The sequence below is a fragment of the Paenibacillus sp. G34 genome (assembly GCF_056856875.1).
In genome coordinates this window covers 2,569,661-2,590,317 of the sequence record NZ_CM166469.1, presented here as the reverse complement: position 1 = coordinate 2,590,317, position 20,657 = coordinate 2,569,661, and the positions used below count along the sequence as shown (strand labels likewise).

Sequence of the window (20,657 nt, the reverse complement as noted above, 5' to 3'; positions counted from 1 at the left end):
TATAGAACAAGTTAGAATTTCAGAAGTCATCGGAGTGTCCCGTGTAAATCTCCAGTTTCACTTATTTACATCATCATTTAAAGGTCTGGCTCAGATCGGCAGGCTGACCACCCGCATACGCTTTGTCTTTCTTCGTAGTTGAATTGGCAATCCGCTCCTGCAAGTGCTCATAGAACAAGTCTTCATTGATCGGCAGATCAACCCAGTTATCCGTCCATGTGGAGAGTAACATCGCGTTGGATAACGTTAAACCGTGAATACCATCCTGCCCTGGAGCGATCAGTGGCGCACCTGTGCGAATCGCATCAACCCAGTTGCGGATTAACCCTGGATGACCTGTCTCTATTCCTGTAATCGGCACATCACATTTCCAGCATTCGGGCTGTCCGAATCCTCCCCTAAAACGTTGATTGAACTCCGGCTCCGATTCACGTAACCGCCAGAAGGTGAGCTGTCCGTCTTCGATGACGATTTTACCGCGGTCGCCGCTGACCTCAAAGCGGTTGGTTCCTGGCGCTTCACCCGTGGTGGTTACAAACACACCGGTTGCTCCATTTTCATACTCCACATAAGCGGTCACGTCATCTTCCACTTCAATGTTCCGGTATTTACCGAAGGCGCAGAAGGCACGCATACGAACAGGCATCATGCCAATCGTCCATTGCCACAAGTCCAGCTGATGCGGGTCTTGGTTAATTAACACGCCGCCGCCTTCGCCTGCCCATGTTGCACGCCAGCCGCCGGAATCATAGTAGCTCTGGGAGCGATACCAGTTCGTAATAATCCAGTTGGTACGCCGCACCTCACCAAGCTCACCTGAGGCAATCAGGTCTCGCAACTTGATGTACAGCGGATTCGTGCGCTGATTGTACATGATGGAGAACACTTTACCGCTTGCCGCAGCAGCCTCATTCATCTCTCGTACCTGCTTCGTATACACACCCGCCGGCTTTTCAATCATCACATGCAAGCCATGACGGAATGCCTGGATGGCTTGTTCGGGATGATCATAGTGCGGTGTAGCCACAATAACAGCATCAATCGTTCCAGAACTCATCATCTGCTCCGCATCCTGCCAGTAGGTTACGGTGGACGGAAGATTACTCGTTACCCAGCTCCCCATCTCTTCTCTTACATCACAGACGGCTACCAGCTCAGCACCCGGTACTTCTCCAGCCACTAACGTTCTGGCATGTGACGCTCCCATATTTCCAATACCAATGACCGCTACTCGAACGATACTCATGCTTATTCCTCCTCGTGTACGCGACGCTCAATTTCAGCAAAAACGTCGGCAAAATGTTGCAACATCGCTCTGGAATCCAAAGCTCCGCTAAAATCTTCGATGCCATAATAACCGTCATATCCAACCGCCCTCAGATCACGGACCATCTGCACCCAGTCCACCATACCTTCCGTCAGCGGAGCCCAGTGGCACTGCCATGACGTACTCAATATTTGTTCAGAAACACCGTTCGCAGGAAGCGCGCTCCGATCAGATGTGTTGCCGGCATTATCCTTGTACCATCCAGCATTTTTCACATGCACATGGGCGAGATACGGGCCAAGAAGTTCTAGCCCCATGCGATGGTTTTCATACCCTTCATGAACCATATTGCCTGGATCATAGAGCACCCCGACATGCTGCGGGTCAAGAGACTGCACAAGACGGTAGGCTAGTGAAGCCGTTGGCGCAATCGTTTGATGATGCGTCTCAATGATTGCCTTGATGTTGTACTGTTTTGCCATATCCTGAACTTCGTTTAGGTAACGAACGGCCTTCTCGTATAACTCCGGATAAGCTGTACTTCGGTCATAACCCGGGACACCAACACGCATCATGGAAGCGCCAAGTTGAGACGCAGCTTGGAACGCTTGCTCGGTTGCAGCCATGTCTCCACAATTCAGATACGGCACAAGAGCAATAGACTGTCTACCTTGAGCCAAGGCTGCTTCCCGAAAATCAGGAACCTGTTCCTGCCACTTATCCGGATCAATAGAGCAACGATTGTTTCTCCAGAAGGAAGGCTGTTCAGACAACGCATCCTCCGGTATTCCGCGATATCTCCACTCAATACCATCAATTCCCGCTGCTGCAGCTGCAGAAGCAAGCGCGTGTGCATCCAGATCAGGGACTGCAACGGTGAATATGGACAGCTTCATGTTCTTGACCTCCTTTTATGTAAGCGTATTCATTTTATGTCGTAAACGCATTGTATCACTCTCTTGAACACTCACATAGTGCATAACATAAACAGATGAATGACAGATAACAATCCGCACATATTCCCCATTCAGAGATAACCCTGCTAACCAAAATCAGGCTACCAACTAAAAAAAGCATCTCCAAATCAGAAATCCATTCTGATCAGAGATGCTCTTCATATGAATGATATTCAAACGGTGTTCAAGCAACTTGTCCCTATAAACCGATCTATTCCCGGTCAAAAAAAACATGCTCGGCCTGCAATTTTCCATCTTCTGCCGTCATAATTCCGAACGAAAAACGTTTCTGGAATCGCCGGTCCGTCGGTGAACCCGGATTAAATACAAGCAGGTCATCTACCGTATGCATCACAGGGATATGTGAATGTCCATAGATCACCGCATCTAGCTGCTCTCCAGCAAAGGTCTGAATGGCGTTCTGCTCCGTACCTTTTGACCCACGGTGACCATGTACAATTCCCAACCGTAACCCTTCCGCCTCAACAATACGGGAAAAACCAAGCTTTTCCCCAATCTCGGAAGGATCGGTGTTACCAGCGACGCCCTCCACCGGAGCATATTGGCTTAGAAGCTCGTACACGCTCCAGTCCGACCAGTCACCCGCATGAAGAATGAGATCGGCACCTGACAATGCGTTAACCAAAGGTGCTGGCAAAGTCCGTGATTTCTTTGGTAGATGCGTATCGGAAATGACTATGATTTTCATATGACAACCGCCTTCCCTTAGTTAGGCTTTTGGTTCGCCTCTAATTGTGCAGCTTGCATCTGCTGTGAACAGGTACGTTCCATATCTTTTAATGTAATCGTTGCAAAAAACTGTTCCACCTTCGACTCCGCGATCTGATACAAATTCGAAAGCAGCCCATCCATTTGCATACCCACCTCGCAATTGGGATTGCAACTTCCATGAATCGGGAATAGGGGCCCTTCATCCTTGGCTGCCTGATAGATCATATCCAGCGTAATCTCACTGGCTGGCATCGCCAGATAAAATCCTCTTGTGCCTGGTGAAGAATTGACCAATCCAGCCTTTTTCAGCCCTCCCAGTATACGTCTGACAACGACAGGATTGGTATTTACACTGCCCGCAATTTCTGCAGACGTGATTCGTTCAGGCGCGCTGATAGAAAGTAACAACAAACAATGCACACTGACCGAAAAATGAGTACTCATGGTTAACCACCTTTATTTAATATATTCCCACATGAAACATCGTTATTCTGTAAACAGATCCTTTTCAGGACGTGCTCTGACTTTAAGTTGTCGCACCGTGTACTCCAGTTGCTTCACGATGTCATCCAGTTGTTTGCGATCAATCTTATTCGGGTCATCTACAGGTTTGACCGAATTTTTGAGATCACGAATGGTCAGCTGCTGCTCCTGCCATTTATCCATTAAATCGGCAATATTTGCATAAAAGCGCTCGTAATCCTTAATCACCAGATCCAGGTATGCATCTACCTCATCCGGGTCGTAACCACGAAGTTTATAATTAAACTGTTTCTCATGAATAGATAGAGCATCCAGCTGTACACCCAGTTGTTTGAACAATTGTCTCTGTTTGTCCAATCTTCGTTTCATATGTTCATCCATCTTGACAACCCTCCATTATAGCCGAGCAGCGGTTCGATTCGTCCGAATAGAACATACGGCAATTTCTCTCTCTATTTTTTATAACACATAATTCATCAGATATAAAACGAAACAGCCCTCTCATGCGCAAAATGATTGCTTCACTTGCTTTTCGGGTAAGAAGTCACTACAACCCCTCAAGCGGGAAAGGAGCATGTCCTTATGAGTACATTAACCCAAGAGCAACGTAAAGAATTGCAGCAAGCGCTACTGGAACAGCGTGAGGATCTGCAACGTCACTTTGAATCCAGCATGGAGGACGGCGCACCAGCAGAATCGTTAAAAGATTCAACAGGCGAGCTGTCCTCTTATGATAATCACCCGGCAGATGCGGGAACAGAAACGTTTGAACGCAGTCGTGACCTGGCAATCGACGATACACTAACCGAAGAGTTTAATCAGGTTAATGATGCCCTCGAACGCATGGAAGATGGCACATACGGAACTTGTGTCACGTGTGGTAAAGACATTCCTTTTGAACGTCTGCAAGCCATACCTTATACCGCCTATTGCATCGATGATACTCCAAATCGGGACGTAAGCAATGATCGTCCTGTTGAGGAAGAAGTCATGACGATGCCGCCAAGTGGAGCCGGAGAAGTGAGACAGCGTAATGCCGGCAAGTTTGACCAAGCGGAAGCATGGGAAGCTGTCGAGGAGTACGGTACATCCAATTCCCCTGCGATGGCCGCCAAACGAGATGTGCACGATTACGATGAGAACATGTAAAGCAGCAAATAATCCGACCTAGTCCAGACTATGCAGATTTCTGGGATAAACGTGTTACCGAGGTTATCAAGCAGAGAGTTTAGTTTATAAACTATAGAACAGACTATCACGATTTAATAACAAAAAGCCGCCACTGGCGGCTTTTTATGTTCTATGGATCCTTGCTGCCCTTTTTTTAATTATCTTCCTATAATTATTAAATGTTCCGTTCCAACCACTCACTCAGGTCCATTGTGCATTCTACATAGAAAGAAATAACCTATTTAAGTTACAACGCTAGCCATCTGTAGACCCCGAAGCCTCGCGGCTTCCAGAACGTCCAGATCTCTTCTCCCCCTACTCGGTTGTACCGGGTGGTATGTCAGATGTTGTGGATGCCTTTGCAGGCGCCTTGGAAGCAGACTCTTTTCCCTTTTTCTGTACCGTTGCCTTCTTCTTCTTAGACCCGGAACCAGCTTGCTGTGAAGCTTGAACCTCTTTGGACAGTGCCGTGAATAACTGGAAAACCTGATGATCCGCTTTCTGTCCATCTTTGGTTAAATACGGCTTGCACAGCTCTACAATCTTCTGGTATAACTCCTCGACTTCATCCGCCGTAGCGTACAGCGTCATGTCGGAAATAAAACGCTTTTCCTCGTTATCATGTTCTGCATGATTCATAAAACGCTGACGGCTCTGCTCAAACATCTCGTTCAGCAGTTTAAGTGTCTCGGAGCGAAAGACCTGTTTAAGCGGTGAATTCTCATCCTCTTCATCCTTGTGCCGCAGATGAATTTCACCCGAGAAGGGTTCATAATATTTGGCGATAATGCCGTTGATTTCACGTGTGGATACCATGCTTAGGAGGCCGATCTTCTCCAGCTTTTTTACATGATAATGCACCTTCGCAGGCACCTCGCCCATCAGATCCGCGATTTCCTTCACGGTGGACGGTCGGCTCTGGCGATTAAACATATTCATAATCTGTATCCGGTACGGATCAGAGTATATCTTGATCTCTTCAATCGTTGAAAGCACTTTATGCTGCTGCATACCTGAATCCTCATTTCCGGGGTACCTGCCTGCCCTTCGTTCCTTATATTATAGCGTTCAGACAGGACTGCGGTCAAAAGGACTCCCTCACATCTCCTGGCGAAAACTTTTACTGGCAAGCAGCGAAATCGCCGATAATCCGAGTAGAACACCAAACAGAATGAACAGGATCGGCATGGAGAACCAGTCTGCGAGAACCCCGGACAGAAGGCTGCCGAGCGGCGAAACACTTAATACCAGCATACTTTGCAATGCAGAGACTCTGCCGAGCATATGGGAGGGAGTCACCTCCATCAGATAAGAAACCAGCGGTGTTGTCGCAAGCGGAATGCCCAGACCCATAAGCAGACAGAACACACCTGCAACGGGAAGCTGGTATGACGTCATGTAAGCCGGAAGTGCAGTCATTGCGTAGCCGCAACCAAGCATAACAATGCCGGTGATGACCAGTACACTTTTGCGATAACGAGCCCCGTTTTGTGACATCCACAGACCACCAAGCACGATCCCGCCAACTAAAAGCCCACTAAGCAGACTTAATCCCCATGCACCTGCTTGCAGTGTCTCCATCACGTAAGGTGTACGCAGTACGTTAAATGGCATCAGGCAGAAGTTAACCCATGCGAAGAGCGTCGAAGAGACCAATAACAGCGCATGTTTACGTAGAAAATGAAAAGCTTCCGCCATATCGGAGATTATACTCCTGGCGCCAGAGGATATTGCCCGCGGTGACATCCATTCCGGATAGTCCACCCGGCTCATCAGGATTGCACTCACCGCAAACAAGGCGGCGTCGATCCAGATCGTCCATGCTATGCCCACGGTTGCAATCAAGGCTCCAGCCGCAGCAAGACCTGCAAGTTCGGCCAGCCGGGTAGCCGATGAAGTCATCGCATTACCCGAAAGCAACATGGACTGAGGCAGTAACCTTGGAACACTGGATACCTCAGCAGGTGACGTAAAACATTCCAACAAGGAGTTCAAGATGGTGACTACGAATAAATGCCAGACTTCAAGCTGACCTAGAGCGAATAAAAGTGCCGTAATACCAACCAACACTCCCCGTCCGGTGTTGGTCATCACGATAACTTTTTTCGGGGATAATCGATCAACCAGTGCTCCGGCAAACAAGCCAAACAGAATATTCGGCAGAAAATTAACCGCCAGCAATGTTCCCATCAGCACCTTCGAACCGGTCAAAATGTAAACCATCCAGCTATAAGCAATCGAATCGATGGAATCCCCAAAGCGGGACACCATTTTACTCAACATAAATTGGATATAGGGTCTGATTCGAATTAATTCCCCCAACCCTTGTTTCCCAGCCACAGCACCTTCGTTCATATCTCTCCACTCCCTAACGTTAAAATATTTTTCATGTTAATATTATTTTAACGAAGTTTATGCAAAAAGCAATATAAACGTGAAAATATTTTTAACGTCGGATTAAAAATAGACCTGGCTGCGTTGTCCAGCTGATTCAGGCATACAAAAAAGACTCTCATCAATAGTGATGGAGTCCTCTGAAAATCATGTATTTTATGGATTAGCCTTCAAAGTATAGTCTTCCGTCCAATGGCGTATCGGTACAACGCAGTTTCAGCAGTTATTTAGATCGGACTATGATCCACCAGCACCCTTTGACGCCTGCGTGCAGATTCCAGACAGGCATCAATGACACGCATGTTCCGAATGGTGTTGTCCGGACCGAATGGCAACGCTTCTCCCTCAAGGGCTGCAGTCGCAAACGTCTCCACCTGTAGCACATACGAGTTGGATACCGAAACCCGTTCCTCCCGGCTCACCGAATCGGTATGAATGATAATCTGAGGCGGAATATCGCTATTCTCCCAGCCGAACACTTTGGGCAGCTCAATGCGTCCTTCGGTACCGAGAATCTCCATCTCAGCCCGTCCTGAAGCCCACATGCCACAGTCAAAGGTCAGGGCGACCGAGTTCGGAAACTCGATCAATCCCGATGCCATCATATCTACGCCGTCATGTTCCTCCGAGAACAGCGCATGAACGGTAACCGCCTCTGGCTCCTGTCCCAGATACATGCGGGCAGCAGAAATTGGGTATACACCGAGGTCAAAAATGGAGCCCCCACCCATATGTTTTTTGAATCTCACATTATCTTTATCATCAGCGGTATTACATGTAAAGTTACCATGAATGGCTCTGACCGTTCCAATCTCGCCACTCTCGATGATCTCTTGAACCCGTCTGTGTTTTGGATGATATCGATACATAATGGCTTCTGAGAACAAAACCCCTTGACGTTCGCATACTTCGATCATCTCGATGGATTCCTTGGCATTCAAAGCCGCAGGTTTCTCGCATAACACATGTTTTCCAGCCTCAGCAGCTTTAATGGTCCATTCTCTATGCATATGGTTAGGTAACGGAATGTATACAGCCTGGATATCTGGATCAGCAATAAGCTCTTCGTAACTGCCATAGGATCTGGCGATATTCATCTCTTCAGCCAGCATTTCCGCTTTTTCCTTCGAGCGGCTGGCAATGGCCAGCACTTCACCACGTTCGGACTGCTGTATCGCAGGAATGATTGCATTTCTGGCAATCGTTGAAGTTCCCAGTACACCCCACTGCAGAGGTCTGTTCATGCTCATCTTCCTTTCGTACCGTAATTATCCGCTTCTGCCTTGTGCAAAATGCCAAGACAACGATCCAGATCGGCTTTCACCTGTTTCTTGTATAATTCTGCTTTGGCTGCACCGTCATCCGTGAAATGATAGAGAACGATCTCCTGAAAATCCACCTTTGGATCATTGCCCTTTAATTTTTTGGTTCGATAAAAGATACCCTGTTGGACTAACTCATGTAATGCACGATATACCTCACTCTGAGGCGGTACATATCCGTAATCTTTGAATTCCTCTTTCATCGCTTCCAGCATTTCGTAGCCATAGCCTCTGTGTTGCTCCACCATCGTTATAAGATAAACTTTGATAAATGCCCGCTGTGCAATCATAAAAGCCATGCTCGTTCCCTCCTGTCAGAACCTGTCTACATCTCATTATAAAACATATGTTCTGATCCTGCCATCTTGCTCCTGATCTTGCCCTTGTGACAGGCTGCTATTGGGAATAAGCAAGATAAAAGACGGATTAAAACGGCTGGAGTAAGCAAGCAAAGATGTTTATTATTGTGAAATTTTCACATGATGATATATTCATTTTTGAGTCGAAGCAGTCGTTTTACTGACTTGCGTCTGCTTGGGTACAACGCCGACGATCCATTTTCCCCATTTCAGACATGAGATTAGCCAGGTCAGCATACAAGACACCCCAAGTGCCACTAGCCAAGTGACGATCATGCGTACCGATGGATTCCATCCCCATGCCACGTAAAGCCATTCATCTGGAATATAACTGTAACGAAGCACCAGCATATGCATCAGATAACCTCCATACGACATGCCACCGATCCATCCCAACCAATAGAGAACTTGGGGTTGACGAAGCTTGCCAGCAAGTTGGTACATGACCATAATCGAAGCAATCAGGAACAGAATCATATCGGGCCTGATCAGGCTGACGGTATAAAAACGGATTTGAATGCCTTCGGGCTTTTGAAACTCCAGCATTAATAGATAAATAAACCGTAGCCCCAGGGTGATAAACACCAGCCAGTATACCCAGCGCAAACGAACAATCCATTCCTGCCAGCGCTGAACGGAAAGTCCCGCCACCGCACCAAGTACAAAATAAAAGAAGAAGTAGATGAAATTACGGTCTGCATAGGTTGTAAAGGCATCCGTTAGGACCGGGATTTGCAGACGCTCCATCCATCCGGCAATGTTCCTTAATTGATCGGATAGAATCAGAAACATTACGCCTGAGACCAGCAATGCAGTCATTCTTCCCTTGGCTTGGTAACGATGGTGCACATATCGGATGCCACGCAGAAATAACGGAAAAAACACGTAAAACTGAATCAGCATAATGATATACCAGAAATGTGAAGCTGTTTTGCCTGTTACCAGCTTCAGAGCGAGATCAGGAATGTCCTGCCAACCGAAATCTGCCCAGTTGCGCGGCGCAAGTATAAAATAAATGAGAGACCAGACCACATAAGGTAAAATCACGTCCATTACTCTTTTGCGCATAAACTGGCCATAATGCAACTGATCCCCAGTGTTGTAGAACAGCACCATCCCGGTTATAAATATAAACAACGGTACCGCAAACTTGGCGAGCATCAGTAACAAAGCCAGCACGACGCCATCCTGAAGTCCTGCCTGCGGAACCAGGGAGTAATGCGCAATGGAATGCTGCAACACGACGGCTGCAAAAGCGATTCCTCTTAGTGTTTCGATTTCGGTAATCCGTTCTTTGCGAGGCAAATCACTCAACCTACCCTTCTTGATTATTCTAGAAATATAAAACAAACTTTTCACTCATGGATAGGAGGCCTATGGCCCATGAGCAGACTTTTCAAGCTACAACTGGACTCATCACTTTTCTCAGTCTCTTGCTTCTTGTCATTGGTTTCGCACTTGCGGTACTGCTGTATGTACTGTTATTCCCTGCCTGACAACGCAAAAAACAATATTTGACTTAAGAAGTTGCAAACCTATAGACAGCCAAACCCCGTATGGTTACAAAAACCGGCCTCCTCAGCGGAGACCGGCTGTAGTCCATGTTTAATTTCCATGCATCATTCCTATTTCAAAGCCGTTAACTTAGAGTGAGTCCACATCTGTTCTGTGTGCTCAGCCTTGACGTTCTTCATGGAAAGATTTATCAGCCTTTAAACAAGGCATCGCCTTTACAAAAAGGTGTTGTTGCCAAAACGAGCGGCTTTGGTCTGCGCTTCCATCCGGCGCTCTTCCATATCCAGATCCGAACGAACCTCAGTCGCGTTCACATCTTCACCGTGCAGAGAGTCGATGTTCGAATGTGTGTGACGCTTCAAGTTGAACACATCGTATACCGTGCTGTCTCGGTCGGACGAGTCAACCAGCAACAGAATTTTACCATTCTGCACATATTCTTCATACTCTCTCGCATCTTCTTCTGGAATGCCCAGCCCGACGAGTCCGCCAACGAGTCCGCCGGCTCCTGCACCTACAGCTGCACCTGTGAAGGCCGCTGCAATGGGTCCTGCAGCCAGAATCGGGCCGATCCCCGGAACAGCCAGCGCACCTATTCCGGCGAGTAATCCGGCTACGCCTCCAAGCACGCCGCCAGTGGCAGCCCCTGCTGCTACTCCCTCCGGCGCTTTCGTGCCTGTTTCTTCCCGAATGGCCTTCAGCTCATCTCTATCCTGGGTAACAACCGATATTTCATCAGACGTAAAACCTTCTGCTTTCAAACTTTCAATAGCTTGCGATGCCTCACGCTCTGTATTAAACACACCTACGATTTTCTTCTTCATAGTGAATACCTCCTCAGAATTTTGAGTGGTTCGCTTCGCTATGTTATTACCCGTCATTCTTTCTTTCAAACGTTCTTGGGCTGATAAACGTATGCACGGATACTAATTTAGGTCAAAAGAACGAGCTTCCATAAGGACGGAAAATGAAGATATTGAAGTACATTTTTTATCGCGGTTTTGCTCGATTCGTTGCAACCGCTTCAAGTGGATTATCCGGCCAGTAATGCTTCGGGTAACGCCCTTTCAAATCTTTTTTCACTTCAAAATAGGTCTCGCGCCAGAAATTGGCTAAATCCCGTGTAACCTGAACAGGACGCTGCGCTGGGGATAACAAATGAAGTGTGACCGGAACCAGTCCGCCTCCGATGCGTGGTGTCTCATGTTGACCAAACATCTCCTGTAATCGAACAGCCAGGATCGGATCTTCCGGATTACTGTAATCCACCGGAATGCGTGAACCACTTGGAACCCGGATATGGGTGGGAGCCTCTTCATCCAGTTGTTGCCGCTGCGTCCAGCTGAGTCCGCCCAGAAGCACGTCATGCATCGATAGACGCTTCAGATCAGTCGCCGAGCGCATGCCCGTTAAATAAGGTGCAAGCTGTTCGGACAGCTCATCGGTCAGTTGATCTTCAATCAGATCAGGCCAGTCCGGCAAGTGCAGATGCAGAAAACGCAAGCGATCCGCAAGTTGGCGGGATGTTTTGCTCCATGGCAGAATGTCTGATCCTTCCTGACGTATACCCGATATAAGTGCTTCAAGCACCTGATCTTCTGGTGGCTTCACGATCGGGCTTTCCTTGATGATCAGCGCTCCGATACACTGCCGCTTGTGCGCCCGCACACTTTTTGTTGTGCGATCCCAAGCCACAAGCACTTCCTCGTGCAGGAGATGCTGAGCGGCACGCAGCATCGTCTGCTCCTGCAATGGCGCAGCCAGCAGGATGCGCGCATCCGCGCCCTGGTCGTCTGCCTCGGCTGCGACCAGGTAGGCGGAACGGCTCAGCGACTCTGTCCCCGCGAGCCGCACCCCTCGGCCGCTGCTCAGCAGATAGCGGCCGTCCTCCCGGCGTTGCCCGATCCGGTCCGGATACGCGAAGGACAGCAGCAATCCGCAGCTGTCCTCATCCGGCCGCACCGGCTCGGCCGCCGGGCTGCCGAGCGCCGAGCGAAGCTGGCGGCTCTCCTGCAGCATGCGCCGCACGGCAGCACCGTCTGCGCCAGCTGCTGACGCTTGCGGCATGGCGCTGCTGCGGCCTGCGGCCAGCAGCGCTTCCACGCGCGGGCGCAAGTCCGTGCCCGCGCCGCCAGCACTTGCACTGCTGCTGCGGAGGCCTCCGGGCTCCTGCAGCAGTGCCGCCAGCGTGCTGGCGTAGCTGGCCAGCCCAAGCTCCGCCGCGCGGAGCAGCATGCTGGCCAGCCGCGGATGAACGCCGAGCGTGTTCATCCGCCGCCCAAAGGGCGTAATGCGGCCTGCGTCATCCAGGCCGCCCAGCTGGCGCAGCAGCGCCTGTGCCTGAGCGTATGCCGCATCAGGCGGGGTGTCCAGCCAGCGCAGCTCAGCTGGGGACTGGACACCCCAGGCGGCAAGCTCCAGCGCCAGCGGCGCAAGATCCGCGGAGGTGATCTCCGGGCGCGCTGCTTCAGGCAGCGCACCATGAGCCTCCTCGCTCCATAGCCGGTAACACACCCCCGGGGCAATACGCCCCGCACGTCCGCGCCGCTGGTCAGCGGACGCCTTGGATGCCGGCAGTGTCACAAGCCGGCTCATCCCCGTTCTGGGCGAAAAAGCCGAAGCTCGGCTAAGCCCGGCATCTACCACCACTTTTACACCCGGAAGGGTAAGACTCGACTCCGCAATCGAGGTGGACAGCACGACTTTGCGCCAGCCATCTACAGCAGGCCGAATCGCCTCATCCTGCTTCTCCGCAGACATACTGCCATATAACGTATGTATGTTCACCTGTGCAGGAAGTGAAGCTTGCAACACTTGCAACAGTTCCCGTTCGGTACGATGGATCTCTCTCGCCCCAGGAAGAAAAACCAAGATATCTCCCTCTTCTTCACTCAAAGCTCGAATGATCGTGCGAGCCGTCCAGCTCTCGAGTTCAACTGCCGCAGGTTTAGGGACATATCGTGTGTCCACCGGAAACGTGCGCCCGGCACAGTTTACCACGCGGGTTTCTTCACCCAGCAAATTGCAGACCGGAGCCGGATCAAGCGTAGCCGACATCACCAGCAGTTTCAGATCAGGACGCAGCATCGCACGGGATTCCAGCGCCAATGCCAGACCCAGATCCCCATGCAGATGCCGTTCATGGAACTCGTCAAAAATAATCATCGCCGTATCCTCAAGTCCCTGATCCTGCTGCAACATACGGGTCAGCACACCTTCAGTGACCACTTCGATACGTGTAGCCGGGCTTACCCGGGTATCCATTCGTACACGGTATCCGATCGTCTCTCCTGTTTTTTCTCCCAGTGATGCAGCCATTCTCGCCGCAGCTGAACGGGCTGCAAGCCTGCGCGGCTCCAGCATAATAACTTTTTTGCCATCCAGCCAAGGCTCCTCCAGCATGGCGAGCGGTACAACCGTTGTCTTTCCTGCTCCCGGTTCTGCGATCAAAACACCCGTGTCCTGATCACGGAATAATTGCTGTAACTCCGGAATAATCACATTTATCGGTAAATCAGTGTACATATCATCGCTCCTAATGGATGTCTACCACTTTAATCACTTATACTTTTATCACTTACATAAGTTCAATATTCGAATGTTAGCATTATAACAAAAAAAGCCGTCCCGAAGGAACGACTATACGAATCTATGACTTGTAGCGATTACACCCAAGGTCATCCAGTCTTTAACGTTTCAGCTGATGGGCTAATCTTTAGTTCACAAAAGGTTGTTATCTTATCCGTTTACTGCCCTGTCATTGAACAGATCAACTGAGCAGAGACTCCGCACCATCAATCACGATCTCGGCCCCGGTAATGTGTTTGGATGCACCGGAAGCGAGGAAACTTACCAGATCGGCAACATGCTCCGGCTGTCCTGGTCCGTCAGCAAGCGGCTGCTGTCCTTCGGGGAACTCCATCGGAATGATAATGTCTTGCAAATCGTCCGTCTTGATTGTACTTTGATCAATATTCGTTGCGATTGCACCTGGGCAGATCACATTTACTCTGATCTTGAACTTCGCCAGTTCCAAAGCCGCCATTTTAGCAAAAGCAACCTGTCCCGCCTTTGACGTACTATAAGCCGACATCCCAAAACTGGAGAAACGCTGATTACCATTAATTGAACTTGTGATAATAATGCTGCCCCCGCCACGCTTTTTCAGATGAGGGAGTGCATATTTTACCGTAAAAAATGTGCCGTCCAGGTTTGTCGTAATAATCTGCTTCCAGTCCTGCACCTGAATCTCCTCGATTGGAGCGGATACTCCGTTAATGCCTGCATTGGCAAAAACGATATCTAGCCCACCGAACAGTTCCACGGTTTCCAGTACTGCCTTCTCAACCCGCGCCGGATCGGAAATATCCACATCAAATGCGCGCGCAGCCCCTTCATGGTTCGCATTAATCTCCGCTTCTGTCTGTGAAATCCGATCATTTACCAGATCAAACAAGGCCACATGTGCCCCTTCATTCGCCAGTTTGAGTGCCGTTGCTTTACCAATTCCCGAGCCTGCTCCTGTAATAATAGCCACCTTGCCCTGAAACGGTAATCTGCTGCTGTGTTGTGTCATGCCCAATCACTCCTTCGATTTGGAAATTATGTACGAAGATTCGATCCAACTTGATTTCAATCAATTCTTCACAAGATTACCCAAAACGAGCAGCTTTTAAATCAACACCCACAACTTTTTTCATTTTTCAGGCACGTATGTACACAGGCCATGTACTCTGGCAAACGCTCCTCATCCCATGTCTGCTTTTACCACTCCAGTTCAATGAAAGCGGCATCATCCTCAAGTCCGCCCGTATGGGCAGCATCCAGCAATACTTGGATATGCTGATCGGGGATGTATGTATCAATGGCATCAAGATCATTCAGTCCATCCGTATACAGCTGCAGACGAAATGATTCACTTCCTGAACCTTTCAATTCAAAAACATGGGGCTTGCCCCCTATAGAACCTTCTCGCGTAGACCAGCGTTCACTCGTCTTGCAATGCTTTTGGAATGGTTCCGACTGTTCCTGTCCATTACGCCAGAGTCGTATTCTGGAATCTCCTTGCCATGCCAACCAAGCTCGGCTCTTTCGACCTCCAGATGTAAGTTCAATGCGTCCGCATACATACATAGCCTGGCTTCCCTGACTTCGTTTCTCCATCAATACCTCCCGCAACAAAAGCGGAGAGGTATCCAAAGGCTGTAACTGTTCAAGCTGTTCGGATGCAGCCCCCGTTAAATTTTGAAGAAAGCGCTCCACCCCTTCAGCTGTTAACGTGGCCGTCTTTTCCAGCCATTCAAGCAGTGCACTGCCCAGAAAACGTGCAGCAAAATCACCGAGATAACTCATGCCAACTCCATCGCACAATACAAAATGACAGACATTGCCTTGCATGCGAATAGCAACAAAGTCTTGCCCTGCGTCACCTTGATTGACGCTTTCTGCTGCACGTCCATACCCGTATCTGCATTTCAGCTTGCCCTGGTAACGAGTTAACGGCTGTTCCCCCGTCTGCACGCTTACATAGCGAAAATTGTCATGCCGCTGCTTCGCATGACCTCCCCGATCACTGGCAGACAATGTCGCCATACGTATTGCTCGCATGATTCCCCTCCTATCTCACAGGTGTCGCAGCAGACATCTGGAATCCAATGGATACCAGTTCTGCACAAGTACCAGGCAACATCATAAGCGCGCCTGGTGCAAGCAAATAATCTGCCTCCACCAACATTTCCCGATAGCTTTCAGGCAGCACGGATGACATATTGCGCAACTTCTCCCCATGCTCGTCTTGCAGATTGGTCTCTGGAGAAATGCCTTTCCAACGTCTAGGCTCCGCGATAGGAGCTTCAAGCAAGTGATCACTGATAAATATATTTTCAACCAATACGTTACCATCGGGAACACTCATGCCCATAATACGTTTGGCAATCGGTTCCGGGTCTTCCCCTGTCGCGACACCATCGGTCATGTGACAGACAAGCGGGGCTGGACAGTCTTGCATATTCGGTATTTCCGCTTGCAAAATTTTCTCTGCCTGCAAAAACGCCTTTGCCGAATCCGAGAAACGTCTAGGTGTCAGATCTGGTAGCGAACCCACCGCTGCCACCTCATCAATCCCTTTAATCCCGTTCAATACGTCGTATACATCATCACTGTAAGCCAATATTGCGATTCGGTAACGAGGCGTCAGCCGATTTCCCTTGGTCGAACGAAACACCATTTGGCGAATCGCCAAGGATAAAGCATCATAAACGATGTCAATTCGGCGACGATTGTCCAGCACCATATTCATGGAAGCGCTGATATCAATTAAATAAATAATAAGTGCAGGTGTACGCTGTGATGCTTGAATTGTGTAGTTCATCTAGAGTGTGTCACCTCTATTATTTAATATAAATTTATAGGTCAGGCAGTGTATACTTGGAATTACTCAAAAATTTGTTGAGCGCACTCATCCGCGCGGCCACTTTCCCTACACCTTTAAAATACGAAGCATCTGTATTATAGAGGTTTTTGAAGTCACGGGCATAGGAAAGTGCGTTATCTGTTTTTCTGCCTTTTTGCGCATTATACGCCTTGTTATAGTTTGCAATCAAAGTCACGACATTTTGAGCACGCTTTTTCTTAAGGGCTTCCTTCTGTGCCAGTTCCTGCTTACGTTTTGCTTCGGCGGCAGCTTTCTGCTTGGCTATTTTGGCATCATTTTCTTTTTTCCAGGCCAGATAAGCTTCATATTTCGCTTGCTGATCATATTTTGCCTGCAATGCCTTTTGCGCTGCTTCCTTTTTCTGTTGCTCCTGCTTCGCCAGATAAGCCTCATATTTAGCCTGCTTCTCATACTTTGCTTGCAAAGCTTTTCGTTCTTCCTCTTGTTTCTTCGTTTCCGCTTCCTTTTTCTTCGCTTCTGCAAGCTTTTTCTTCGCATCAGCTTCCCGCTTTGCCGCTTCTGCAGCTTTCTGCTTTTCTGCTTCTTCCTGCTTGAGCTTGGCGGCGGCTGCATCCTGTGCCGCTTTTGCTTCAGCCAGACGAGCCGCTTCCTGCTGCTTAACCTCGGACTGATCGGCGAGGATTTTGACTGTTGGTACACCACCAGCCAGCAGTACAATAAGCACCGCCGAAGAGATCATGAATTTTCTGGATCGGTAAAACGGAATTGGTACCGGCTCCGTGCTCTCCGTCTTCGCATTCATTTTCTCATCCAGTTCCTTGATCGCAGCCTCAACTTCCATCTGCATCGCACTGTTATCCGGAATGAAATGATACAGTGAACGGTAAACTTCGAGCGCAGCCGCAGGTTTGCCTTCATCCTCCAGAGCTCTCGCTTGCAAAAACAGACGATTTACAACAGCTTCTTGATCCCTGGATTGTTTTGAATCTAAAGTATGGCTGGCTGCAGCATCCTGATTTACAGCTTTTGACTCGTCAGAGTCCTTCGGTGTTGCAGTCGCATCAGACTCTGAGGAAGCTGTCATATTCTCGTCTGGCTCTGCCAGAGCAGCAAGAAAGGCCTCCGCCTGTTGTGTATCCGCCGCTGCGAGTGCAATGTACCATTCCCCAAACGTTGGACAACTGCTCAGATCATGACTTTCCCATGCCCGGATAAAGAGATCCGACAATTTGGAACCCCAGCGATTCTCTAGAGAACCGCGCATCGCGAAATAACGCTCGCTCATGGTTTGCATCTCATGTTGATCAAAATAACTCTCGCCCCAAGCCTTCTCTACGATAGCGGGGTCAGACCAGCATAACATCTCAGCGATAATAACAGCTCCGGCAAATCGATCTGCATAAGAACTCCACAAACCGCTGTGTACTGTTCGATGGGCTGCATAACCAGGTGAACCAGCAAGCAATGCATCTGGTCGATCCATTTTAGAGCCGTACATCTGTTCCACATCAACCAGTTCAACTGCAGAAGTCAGTGCCGAGTTCTGCACTTCGGAAAAAAACGGAATCATTACATTGGGCGCAGACATATCACAATGTGCGAGTCCACGCTGCTCCATTGCAGAACCTGTACCTGCAAGTGCTCTAGCCAGCTGCAGACTTTCCTCCGCTGTCAGCTGCTTTTGATCACTGATCACATCGAACCAGGTCAGACCCTGTACCCATGGCATCAGTACTGCATATAACAGATCGGGGTGTTCTCCAATAAGCGCTCCGTTTCTTTCCGGAGTGAGCACTTCTCGTTTGCATACCTTTAAGCCAGGGAGTTCACTGTACGGCTCCATATGCTCGGACTGATAGACCATTGCCGGGATACGGAATTTAGGAAAAAATACTTTTAGTGCTTTGGCCCCATGAATGGAGTCGCCGCGGGGAATCAATTGATAAACAATTCCTTGCCTGCCGGCTTGAGCATAAGCAAGACCAGGCGCAGCTGGATGCTGACCAATCGTATAGGCAATATCATTAATCACCACTTCATCCCCGGGATTCGGTTGAAAAGACATGCTCATCCCTCTCTCATTCTTTGTGTTATAGTTGCGGCAAAAACCGGGTGTAGTCCACCCGGTTTTTGCCGTATTTGTGCAATTTTCAACTTGCTACCCGCATATAGTCAAGACAATTTAAGTTACTATATTGTCCGGACCTATGTAAGAGCAGATTAACGAGATTGGTCTGCTGTGCGGAATTTAGTCGCGATTGCTGTAAGTTCTGCACTAATGCTATTCAGCGTTTGAACGAAAGATTGCATTTGTTTGCTTGCTTCCTGGAACTCTTGGAAGAAACGTTGTTTTGTCATACCTTCCCATTGTCCTTCCATGCTTGTAATGGATTGAGTCAATGTAGATACGATCTGCTGACTTTGTTCTCCACTTTGTTTGAATTGATTGGAGACCTGATCCAGTTGTTCTGGGGTAACTAAAATACGTCCTGCCATTGTTAAATTCCTCCTTGATGTGTGCAATTATTTTGGTTTGTTCAAATTGTACTATACAAGGATCACTCGGACAAAAGCCGAAGGACCTAATCCTATTTACCCCATTTTTAGCATATGAAACTTCAACTAACAGACTATTTACAATTTATTTCACGTCCAGTTGCACTACGTCTGTCAGGACTTTTATGAAACTACAGGTTCAGTTCCTCTTCTCTCTCGAAAGGAAGGGTCTCTGAATCTCCATGCCACCGGTTCAGGCTGCATTGCTTGTACCAGTGTCGCTGGAGAACCATCAGGAGGAGCAGTATCCTGTATCCGATATACAGCTGCCATAGCGGATAGAGGGTCGGATACAACAGCTACATCAGCAGCATGCGCAGGCAGAATTTCGCCACTGCGGCCGCTCTGAAGAACATTCAGCATATTGACCGCATTACCATAGGCCACATTGACATGACTCAGCACGGAACGATATTCCATGTCTACTTGTTGGAATAATACTGCCTTGCGGCCCAGTTGCACACTTAAGTCCATCAAACGGCGAAGGGCTTCCTCACCCAGCCGCTTACTACGATTCCATTCGCTCATCACCGCTGCACGGGACTCGATATCCCAATCCAGCGAATGTATCGCTTGATCCAACACTGTCATTTTTTGCTGTATTTGCTCCGCTGCATACTGAATCTGCCTGCTCAGTGCCCGAAGCACATCCGGTTCCACACGAATGCGCATTTACCATCACCTTTCCTCTTCCCCTGCAGGCTGTTTAAGCCAGTCCAGCAGCATTTCGTGAAACTGTTCTTTTGTTGTCAGTGCTGCAACAAGCCAGTCGTCCGAGGCTGTTGAGCTCATTCGGAATAACCAGTTGGAGATCGGGCTCGCAGTAAATGCCGCCGATTGTGACCGCCAACCTTCCTGCCCCCATACGAGCAACCTGAGTTCTCCGTCCGATTGCTTGTCTACCAAGCAACGCGCTAATGCCAGTGAACCTTCAGAATCATTTGTTTCCTGTGAAAGCTCATCCGCAAGCGTTTGTACTTCACAGCCTTTTAGCCCATTCATGACATCATAAAACTTTTTCTTGGAACACATCAGTGCCGGTTTCTCCACTGGAGAATGACCACTCCACTTCATCCGTTCAATCAGGACATCAATGGCTTCACGCACATTTCCCAGATCACTTAGACGGAACGAATCGGGAACATCCGCAACGCGGGTGACTTCAACGACGCGTTCATCCGTGCAGTGTATATAACTTTCATGCGACTTGCCGTTAATCGTATAGCGGAGCCAGCATGCTCTGTCGGATAATCCGGCAATGGCTACTCTGGAAAACACGGTTGGTGTCATGATCAGCTCATCGGTATCTTGATCCTGAATCAAGTAGCCTTTGTCCAGCAAAGAAGTTTTGACGCGCTCCCATTCCATGGCAATATCTTCTGCCATATAACCGCGGAACGGATCTTCCACGCCGAGCAGTCGATCTGAACCGAGGATGCCAGCAAGGAAAAATAGTTCCTTAATCTGTAGCGTGACTACCTTTTGCTTAGAATCATGAACCGTCAACAT

At 48.9% G+C, this 20,657-nt stretch carries 21 protein-coding genes; 2 read left to right on the top strand and 19 right to left on the bottom strand.

Annotated elements, in window-relative coordinates:
• Nucleotides 1–73: 73 nt before the first annotated feature.
• The 5 genes from AC1VYS_RS11825 to AC1VYS_RS11805 all read right to left on the bottom strand — a co-directional run bounded on the left by AC1VYS_RS11825 (nt 74) and on the right by AC1VYS_RS11805 (nt 3,819).
• Entirely contained in the window at nt 74–1,246 is a 1,173-nt protein-coding gene (locus AC1VYS_RS11825) for a Gfo/Idh/MocA family protein (RefSeq protein WP_482914387.1), read from the bottom strand.
• A 2-nt stretch (nt 1,247–1,248) separates the two neighbouring features.
• Entirely contained in the window at nt 1,249–2,163 is a 915-nt protein-coding gene (locus AC1VYS_RS11820) for a sugar phosphate isomerase/epimerase family protein (RefSeq protein ID WP_482914386.1), read from the bottom strand.
• Nucleotides 2,164–2,434: 271 nt separating this feature from the next.
• Nucleotides 2,435–2,932: a metallophosphoesterase family protein gene (locus tag AC1VYS_RS11815; protein ID WP_441930706.1), complete on the bottom strand. Its 498-nt coding sequence runs from the start codon at nt 2,930–2,932 to the stop codon at nt 2,435–2,437.
• A 17-nt stretch (nt 2,933–2,949) separates the two neighbouring features.
• Nucleotides 2,950–3,399: an Rrf2 family transcriptional regulator gene (locus AC1VYS_RS11810; protein WP_482914385.1), complete on the bottom strand. Its 450-nt coding sequence runs from the start codon at nt 3,397–3,399 to the stop codon at nt 2,950–2,952.
• 42 nt (nt 3,400–3,441) lie between these two features.
• Entirely contained in the window at nt 3,442–3,819 is a 378-nt protein-coding gene (locus AC1VYS_RS11805) for a DivIVA domain-containing protein (RefSeq protein ID WP_123067129.1), read from the bottom strand.
• Nucleotides 3,820–4,020: 201 nt separating this feature from the next.
• Here AC1VYS_RS11805 and AC1VYS_RS11800 point away from each other — a divergent pair, with 201 nt between their 5' ends.
• Nucleotides 4,021–4,587 carry a TraR/DksA C4-type zinc finger protein gene (locus AC1VYS_RS11800; protein WP_482914384.1) on the top strand — a complete coding sequence of 189 codons (567 nt, stop codon included), beginning with the start codon at nt 4,021–4,023 and terminating at the stop codon, nt 4,585–4,587.
• 336 nt (nt 4,588–4,923) lie between these two features.
• Here the strand turns inward: AC1VYS_RS11800 and AC1VYS_RS11795 are convergent, their stop codons facing one another.
• From AC1VYS_RS11795 to AC1VYS_RS11775, 5 genes are all read right to left on the bottom strand, one after another.
• Nucleotides 4,924–5,619 (bottom strand): ArsR/SmtB family transcription factor, encoded by a 696-nt coding sequence (locus AC1VYS_RS11795; protein WP_482914383.1) that lies wholly within the window; start codon nt 5,617–5,619, stop codon nt 4,924–4,926.
• Between the two features lie 87 nt (nt 5,620–5,706).
• Nucleotides 5,707–6,963, bottom strand: a complete 1,257-nt coding sequence (locus AC1VYS_RS11790; protein WP_482914382.1) for an MFS transporter — start codon at nt 6,961–6,963, stop codon at nt 5,707–5,709.
• 266 nt (nt 6,964–7,229) lie between these two features.
• The gene (locus AC1VYS_RS11785; RefSeq protein ID WP_482914381.1) at nt 7,230–8,246 is read right to left on the bottom strand and encodes a Gfo/Idh/MocA family protein; all 1,017 of its coding nucleotides are present in this window, start codon (nt 8,244–8,246) and stop codon (nt 7,230–7,232) included.
• Nucleotides 8,247–8,248: 2 nt separating this feature from the next.
• Complete coding sequence (locus AC1VYS_RS11780; RefSeq protein ID WP_441930718.1) at nt 8,249–8,623, bottom strand: replication termination protein; 375 nt, start codon at nt 8,621–8,623, stop codon at nt 8,249–8,251.
• Nucleotides 8,624–8,815: 192 nt separating this feature from the next.
• Nucleotides 8,816–9,997 carry an acyltransferase gene (locus AC1VYS_RS11775; protein ID WP_482914380.1) on the bottom strand — a complete coding sequence of 394 codons (1,182 nt, stop codon included), beginning with the start codon at nt 9,995–9,997 and terminating at the stop codon, nt 8,816–8,818.
• Between the two features lie 47 nt (nt 9,998–10,044).
• Here AC1VYS_RS11775 and AC1VYS_RS11770 point away from each other — a divergent pair, with 47 nt between their 5' ends.
• On the top strand, nt 10,045–10,179 hold the full coding sequence (locus AC1VYS_RS11770) for a hypothetical protein (RefSeq protein WP_482934511.1): 135 nt from the start codon (nt 10,045–10,047) through the stop codon (nt 10,177–10,179).
• Nucleotides 10,180–10,413: 234 nt separating this feature from the next.
• Here AC1VYS_RS11770 and AC1VYS_RS11765 read toward each other — a convergent pair whose 3' ends face one another.
• The 9 genes from AC1VYS_RS11765 to AC1VYS_RS11725 all read right to left on the bottom strand — a co-directional run bounded on the left by AC1VYS_RS11765 (nt 10,414) and on the right by AC1VYS_RS11725 (nt 20,657).
• Nucleotides 10,414–11,022, bottom strand: a complete 609-nt coding sequence (locus AC1VYS_RS11765) for a general stress protein (protein ID WP_441930724.1) — start codon at nt 11,020–11,022, stop codon at nt 10,414–10,416.
• Between the two features lie 166 nt (nt 11,023–11,188).
• The gene (hrpB, locus tag AC1VYS_RS11760; RefSeq protein WP_482914379.1) at nt 11,189–13,723 is read right to left on the bottom strand and encodes an ATP-dependent helicase HrpB; all 2,535 of its coding nucleotides are present in this window, start codon (nt 13,721–13,723) and stop codon (nt 11,189–11,191) included.
• A gap of 244 nt (nt 13,724–13,967) precedes the next feature.
• Nucleotides 13,968–14,774, bottom strand: a complete 807-nt coding sequence (locus tag AC1VYS_RS11755; protein WP_482914378.1) for an SDR family oxidoreductase — start codon at nt 14,772–14,774, stop codon at nt 13,968–13,970.
• Nucleotides 14,775–14,962: 188 nt separating this feature from the next.
• Nucleotides 14,963–15,805 carry a hypothetical protein gene (locus tag AC1VYS_RS11750; protein ID WP_482914377.1) on the bottom strand — a complete coding sequence of 281 codons (843 nt, stop codon included), beginning with the start codon at nt 15,803–15,805 and terminating at the stop codon, nt 14,963–14,965.
• Between the two features lie 10 nt (nt 15,806–15,815).
• A complete protein-coding gene (locus AC1VYS_RS11745; protein ID WP_090921050.1) occupies nt 15,816–16,568 on the bottom strand; it encodes a vWA domain-containing protein in 753 nt (250 codons plus the stop codon).
• Between the two features lie 34 nt (nt 16,569–16,602).
• On the bottom strand, nt 16,603–18,657 hold the full coding sequence (locus AC1VYS_RS11740; protein WP_482914376.1) for a protein kinase family protein: 2,055 nt from the start codon (nt 18,655–18,657) through the stop codon (nt 16,603–16,605).
• 155 nt (nt 18,658–18,812) lie between these two features.
• Nucleotides 18,813–19,088: a WXG100 family type VII secretion target gene (locus tag AC1VYS_RS11735; protein ID WP_441930734.1), complete on the bottom strand. Its 276-nt coding sequence runs from the start codon at nt 19,086–19,088 to the stop codon at nt 18,813–18,815.
• Nucleotides 19,089–19,271: 183 nt separating this feature from the next.
• Complete coding sequence (locus AC1VYS_RS11730; RefSeq protein WP_482914375.1) at nt 19,272–19,820, bottom strand: WXG100 family type VII secretion target; 549 nt, start codon at nt 19,818–19,820, stop codon at nt 19,272–19,274.
• A 6-nt stretch (nt 19,821–19,826) separates the two neighbouring features.
• Complete coding sequence (locus AC1VYS_RS11725) at nt 19,827–20,657, bottom strand: hypothetical protein (protein ID WP_482914374.1); 831 nt, start codon at nt 20,655–20,657, stop codon at nt 19,827–19,829.

Coding starts and splice junctions, on each gene's coding strand:
- AC1VYS_RS11825 (WP_482914387.1), bottom strand. CDS start 1,246: ATGAGTATCGTTCGAGTAGCGGTCATTGGTATTGGAAATATGGGAGCG.
- AC1VYS_RS11820 (WP_482914386.1), bottom strand. CDS start 2,163: ATGAAGCTGTCCATATTCACCGTTGCAGTCCCTGATCTGGATGCACAC.
- AC1VYS_RS11815 (WP_441930706.1), bottom strand. CDS start 2,932: ATGAAAATCATAGTCATTTCCGATACGCATCTACCAAAGAAATCACGG.
- AC1VYS_RS11810 (WP_482914385.1), bottom strand. CDS start 3,399: ATGAGTACTCATTTTTCGGTCAGTGTGCATTGTTTGTTGTTACTTTCT.
- AC1VYS_RS11805 (WP_123067129.1), bottom strand. CDS start 3,819: ATGGATGAACATATGAAACGAAGATTGGACAAACAGAGACAATTGTTC.
- AC1VYS_RS11800 (WP_482914384.1), top strand. CDS start 4,021: ATGAGTACATTAACCCAAGAGCAACGTAAAGAATTGCAGCAAGCGCTA.
- AC1VYS_RS11795 (WP_482914383.1), bottom strand. CDS start 5,619: ATGCAGCAGCATAAAGTGCTTTCAACGATTGAAGAGATCAAGATATAC.
- AC1VYS_RS11790 (WP_482914382.1), bottom strand. CDS start 6,963: ATGAACGAAGGTGCTGTGGCTGGGAAACAAGGGTTGGGGGAATTAATT.
- AC1VYS_RS11785 (WP_482914381.1), bottom strand. CDS start 8,246: ATGAACAGACCTCTGCAGTGGGGTGTACTGGGAACTTCAACGATTGCC.
- AC1VYS_RS11780 (WP_441930718.1), bottom strand. CDS start 8,623: ATGGCTTTTATGATTGCACAGCGGGCATTTATCAAAGTTTATCTTATA.
- AC1VYS_RS11770 (WP_482934511.1), top strand. CDS start 10,045: ATGGATAGGAGGCCTATGGCCCATGAGCAGACTTTTCAAGCTACAACT.
- AC1VYS_RS11765 (WP_441930724.1), bottom strand. CDS start 11,022: ATGAAGAAGAAAATCGTAGGTGTGTTTAATACAGAGCGTGAGGCATCG.
- hrpB (WP_482914379.1), bottom strand. CDS start 13,723: ATGTACACTGATTTACCGATAAATGTGATTATTCCGGAGTTACAGCAA.
- AC1VYS_RS11755 (WP_482914378.1), bottom strand. CDS start 14,774: ATGACACAACACAGCAGCAGATTACCGTTTCAGGGCAAGGTGGCTATT.
- AC1VYS_RS11750 (WP_482914377.1), bottom strand. CDS start 15,805: ATGCGAGCAATACGTATGGCGACATTGTCTGCCAGTGATCGGGGAGGT.
- AC1VYS_RS11745 (WP_090921050.1), bottom strand. CDS start 16,568: ATGAACTACACAATTCAAGCATCACAGCGTACACCTGCACTTATTATT.
- AC1VYS_RS11740 (WP_482914376.1), bottom strand. CDS start 18,657: ATGTCTTTTCAACCGAATCCCGGGGATGAAGTGGTGATTAATGATATT.
- AC1VYS_RS11735 (WP_441930734.1), bottom strand. CDS start 19,088: ATGGCAGGACGTATTTTAGTTACCCCAGAACAACTGGATCAGGTCTCC.
- AC1VYS_RS11730 (WP_482914375.1), bottom strand. CDS start 19,820: ATGCGCATTCGTGTGGAACCGGATGTGCTTCGGGCACTGAGCAGGCAG.
- AC1VYS_RS11725 (WP_482914374.1), bottom strand. CDS start 20,657: ATGTTGACGGTTCATGATTCTAAGCAAAAGGTAGTCACGCTACAGATT.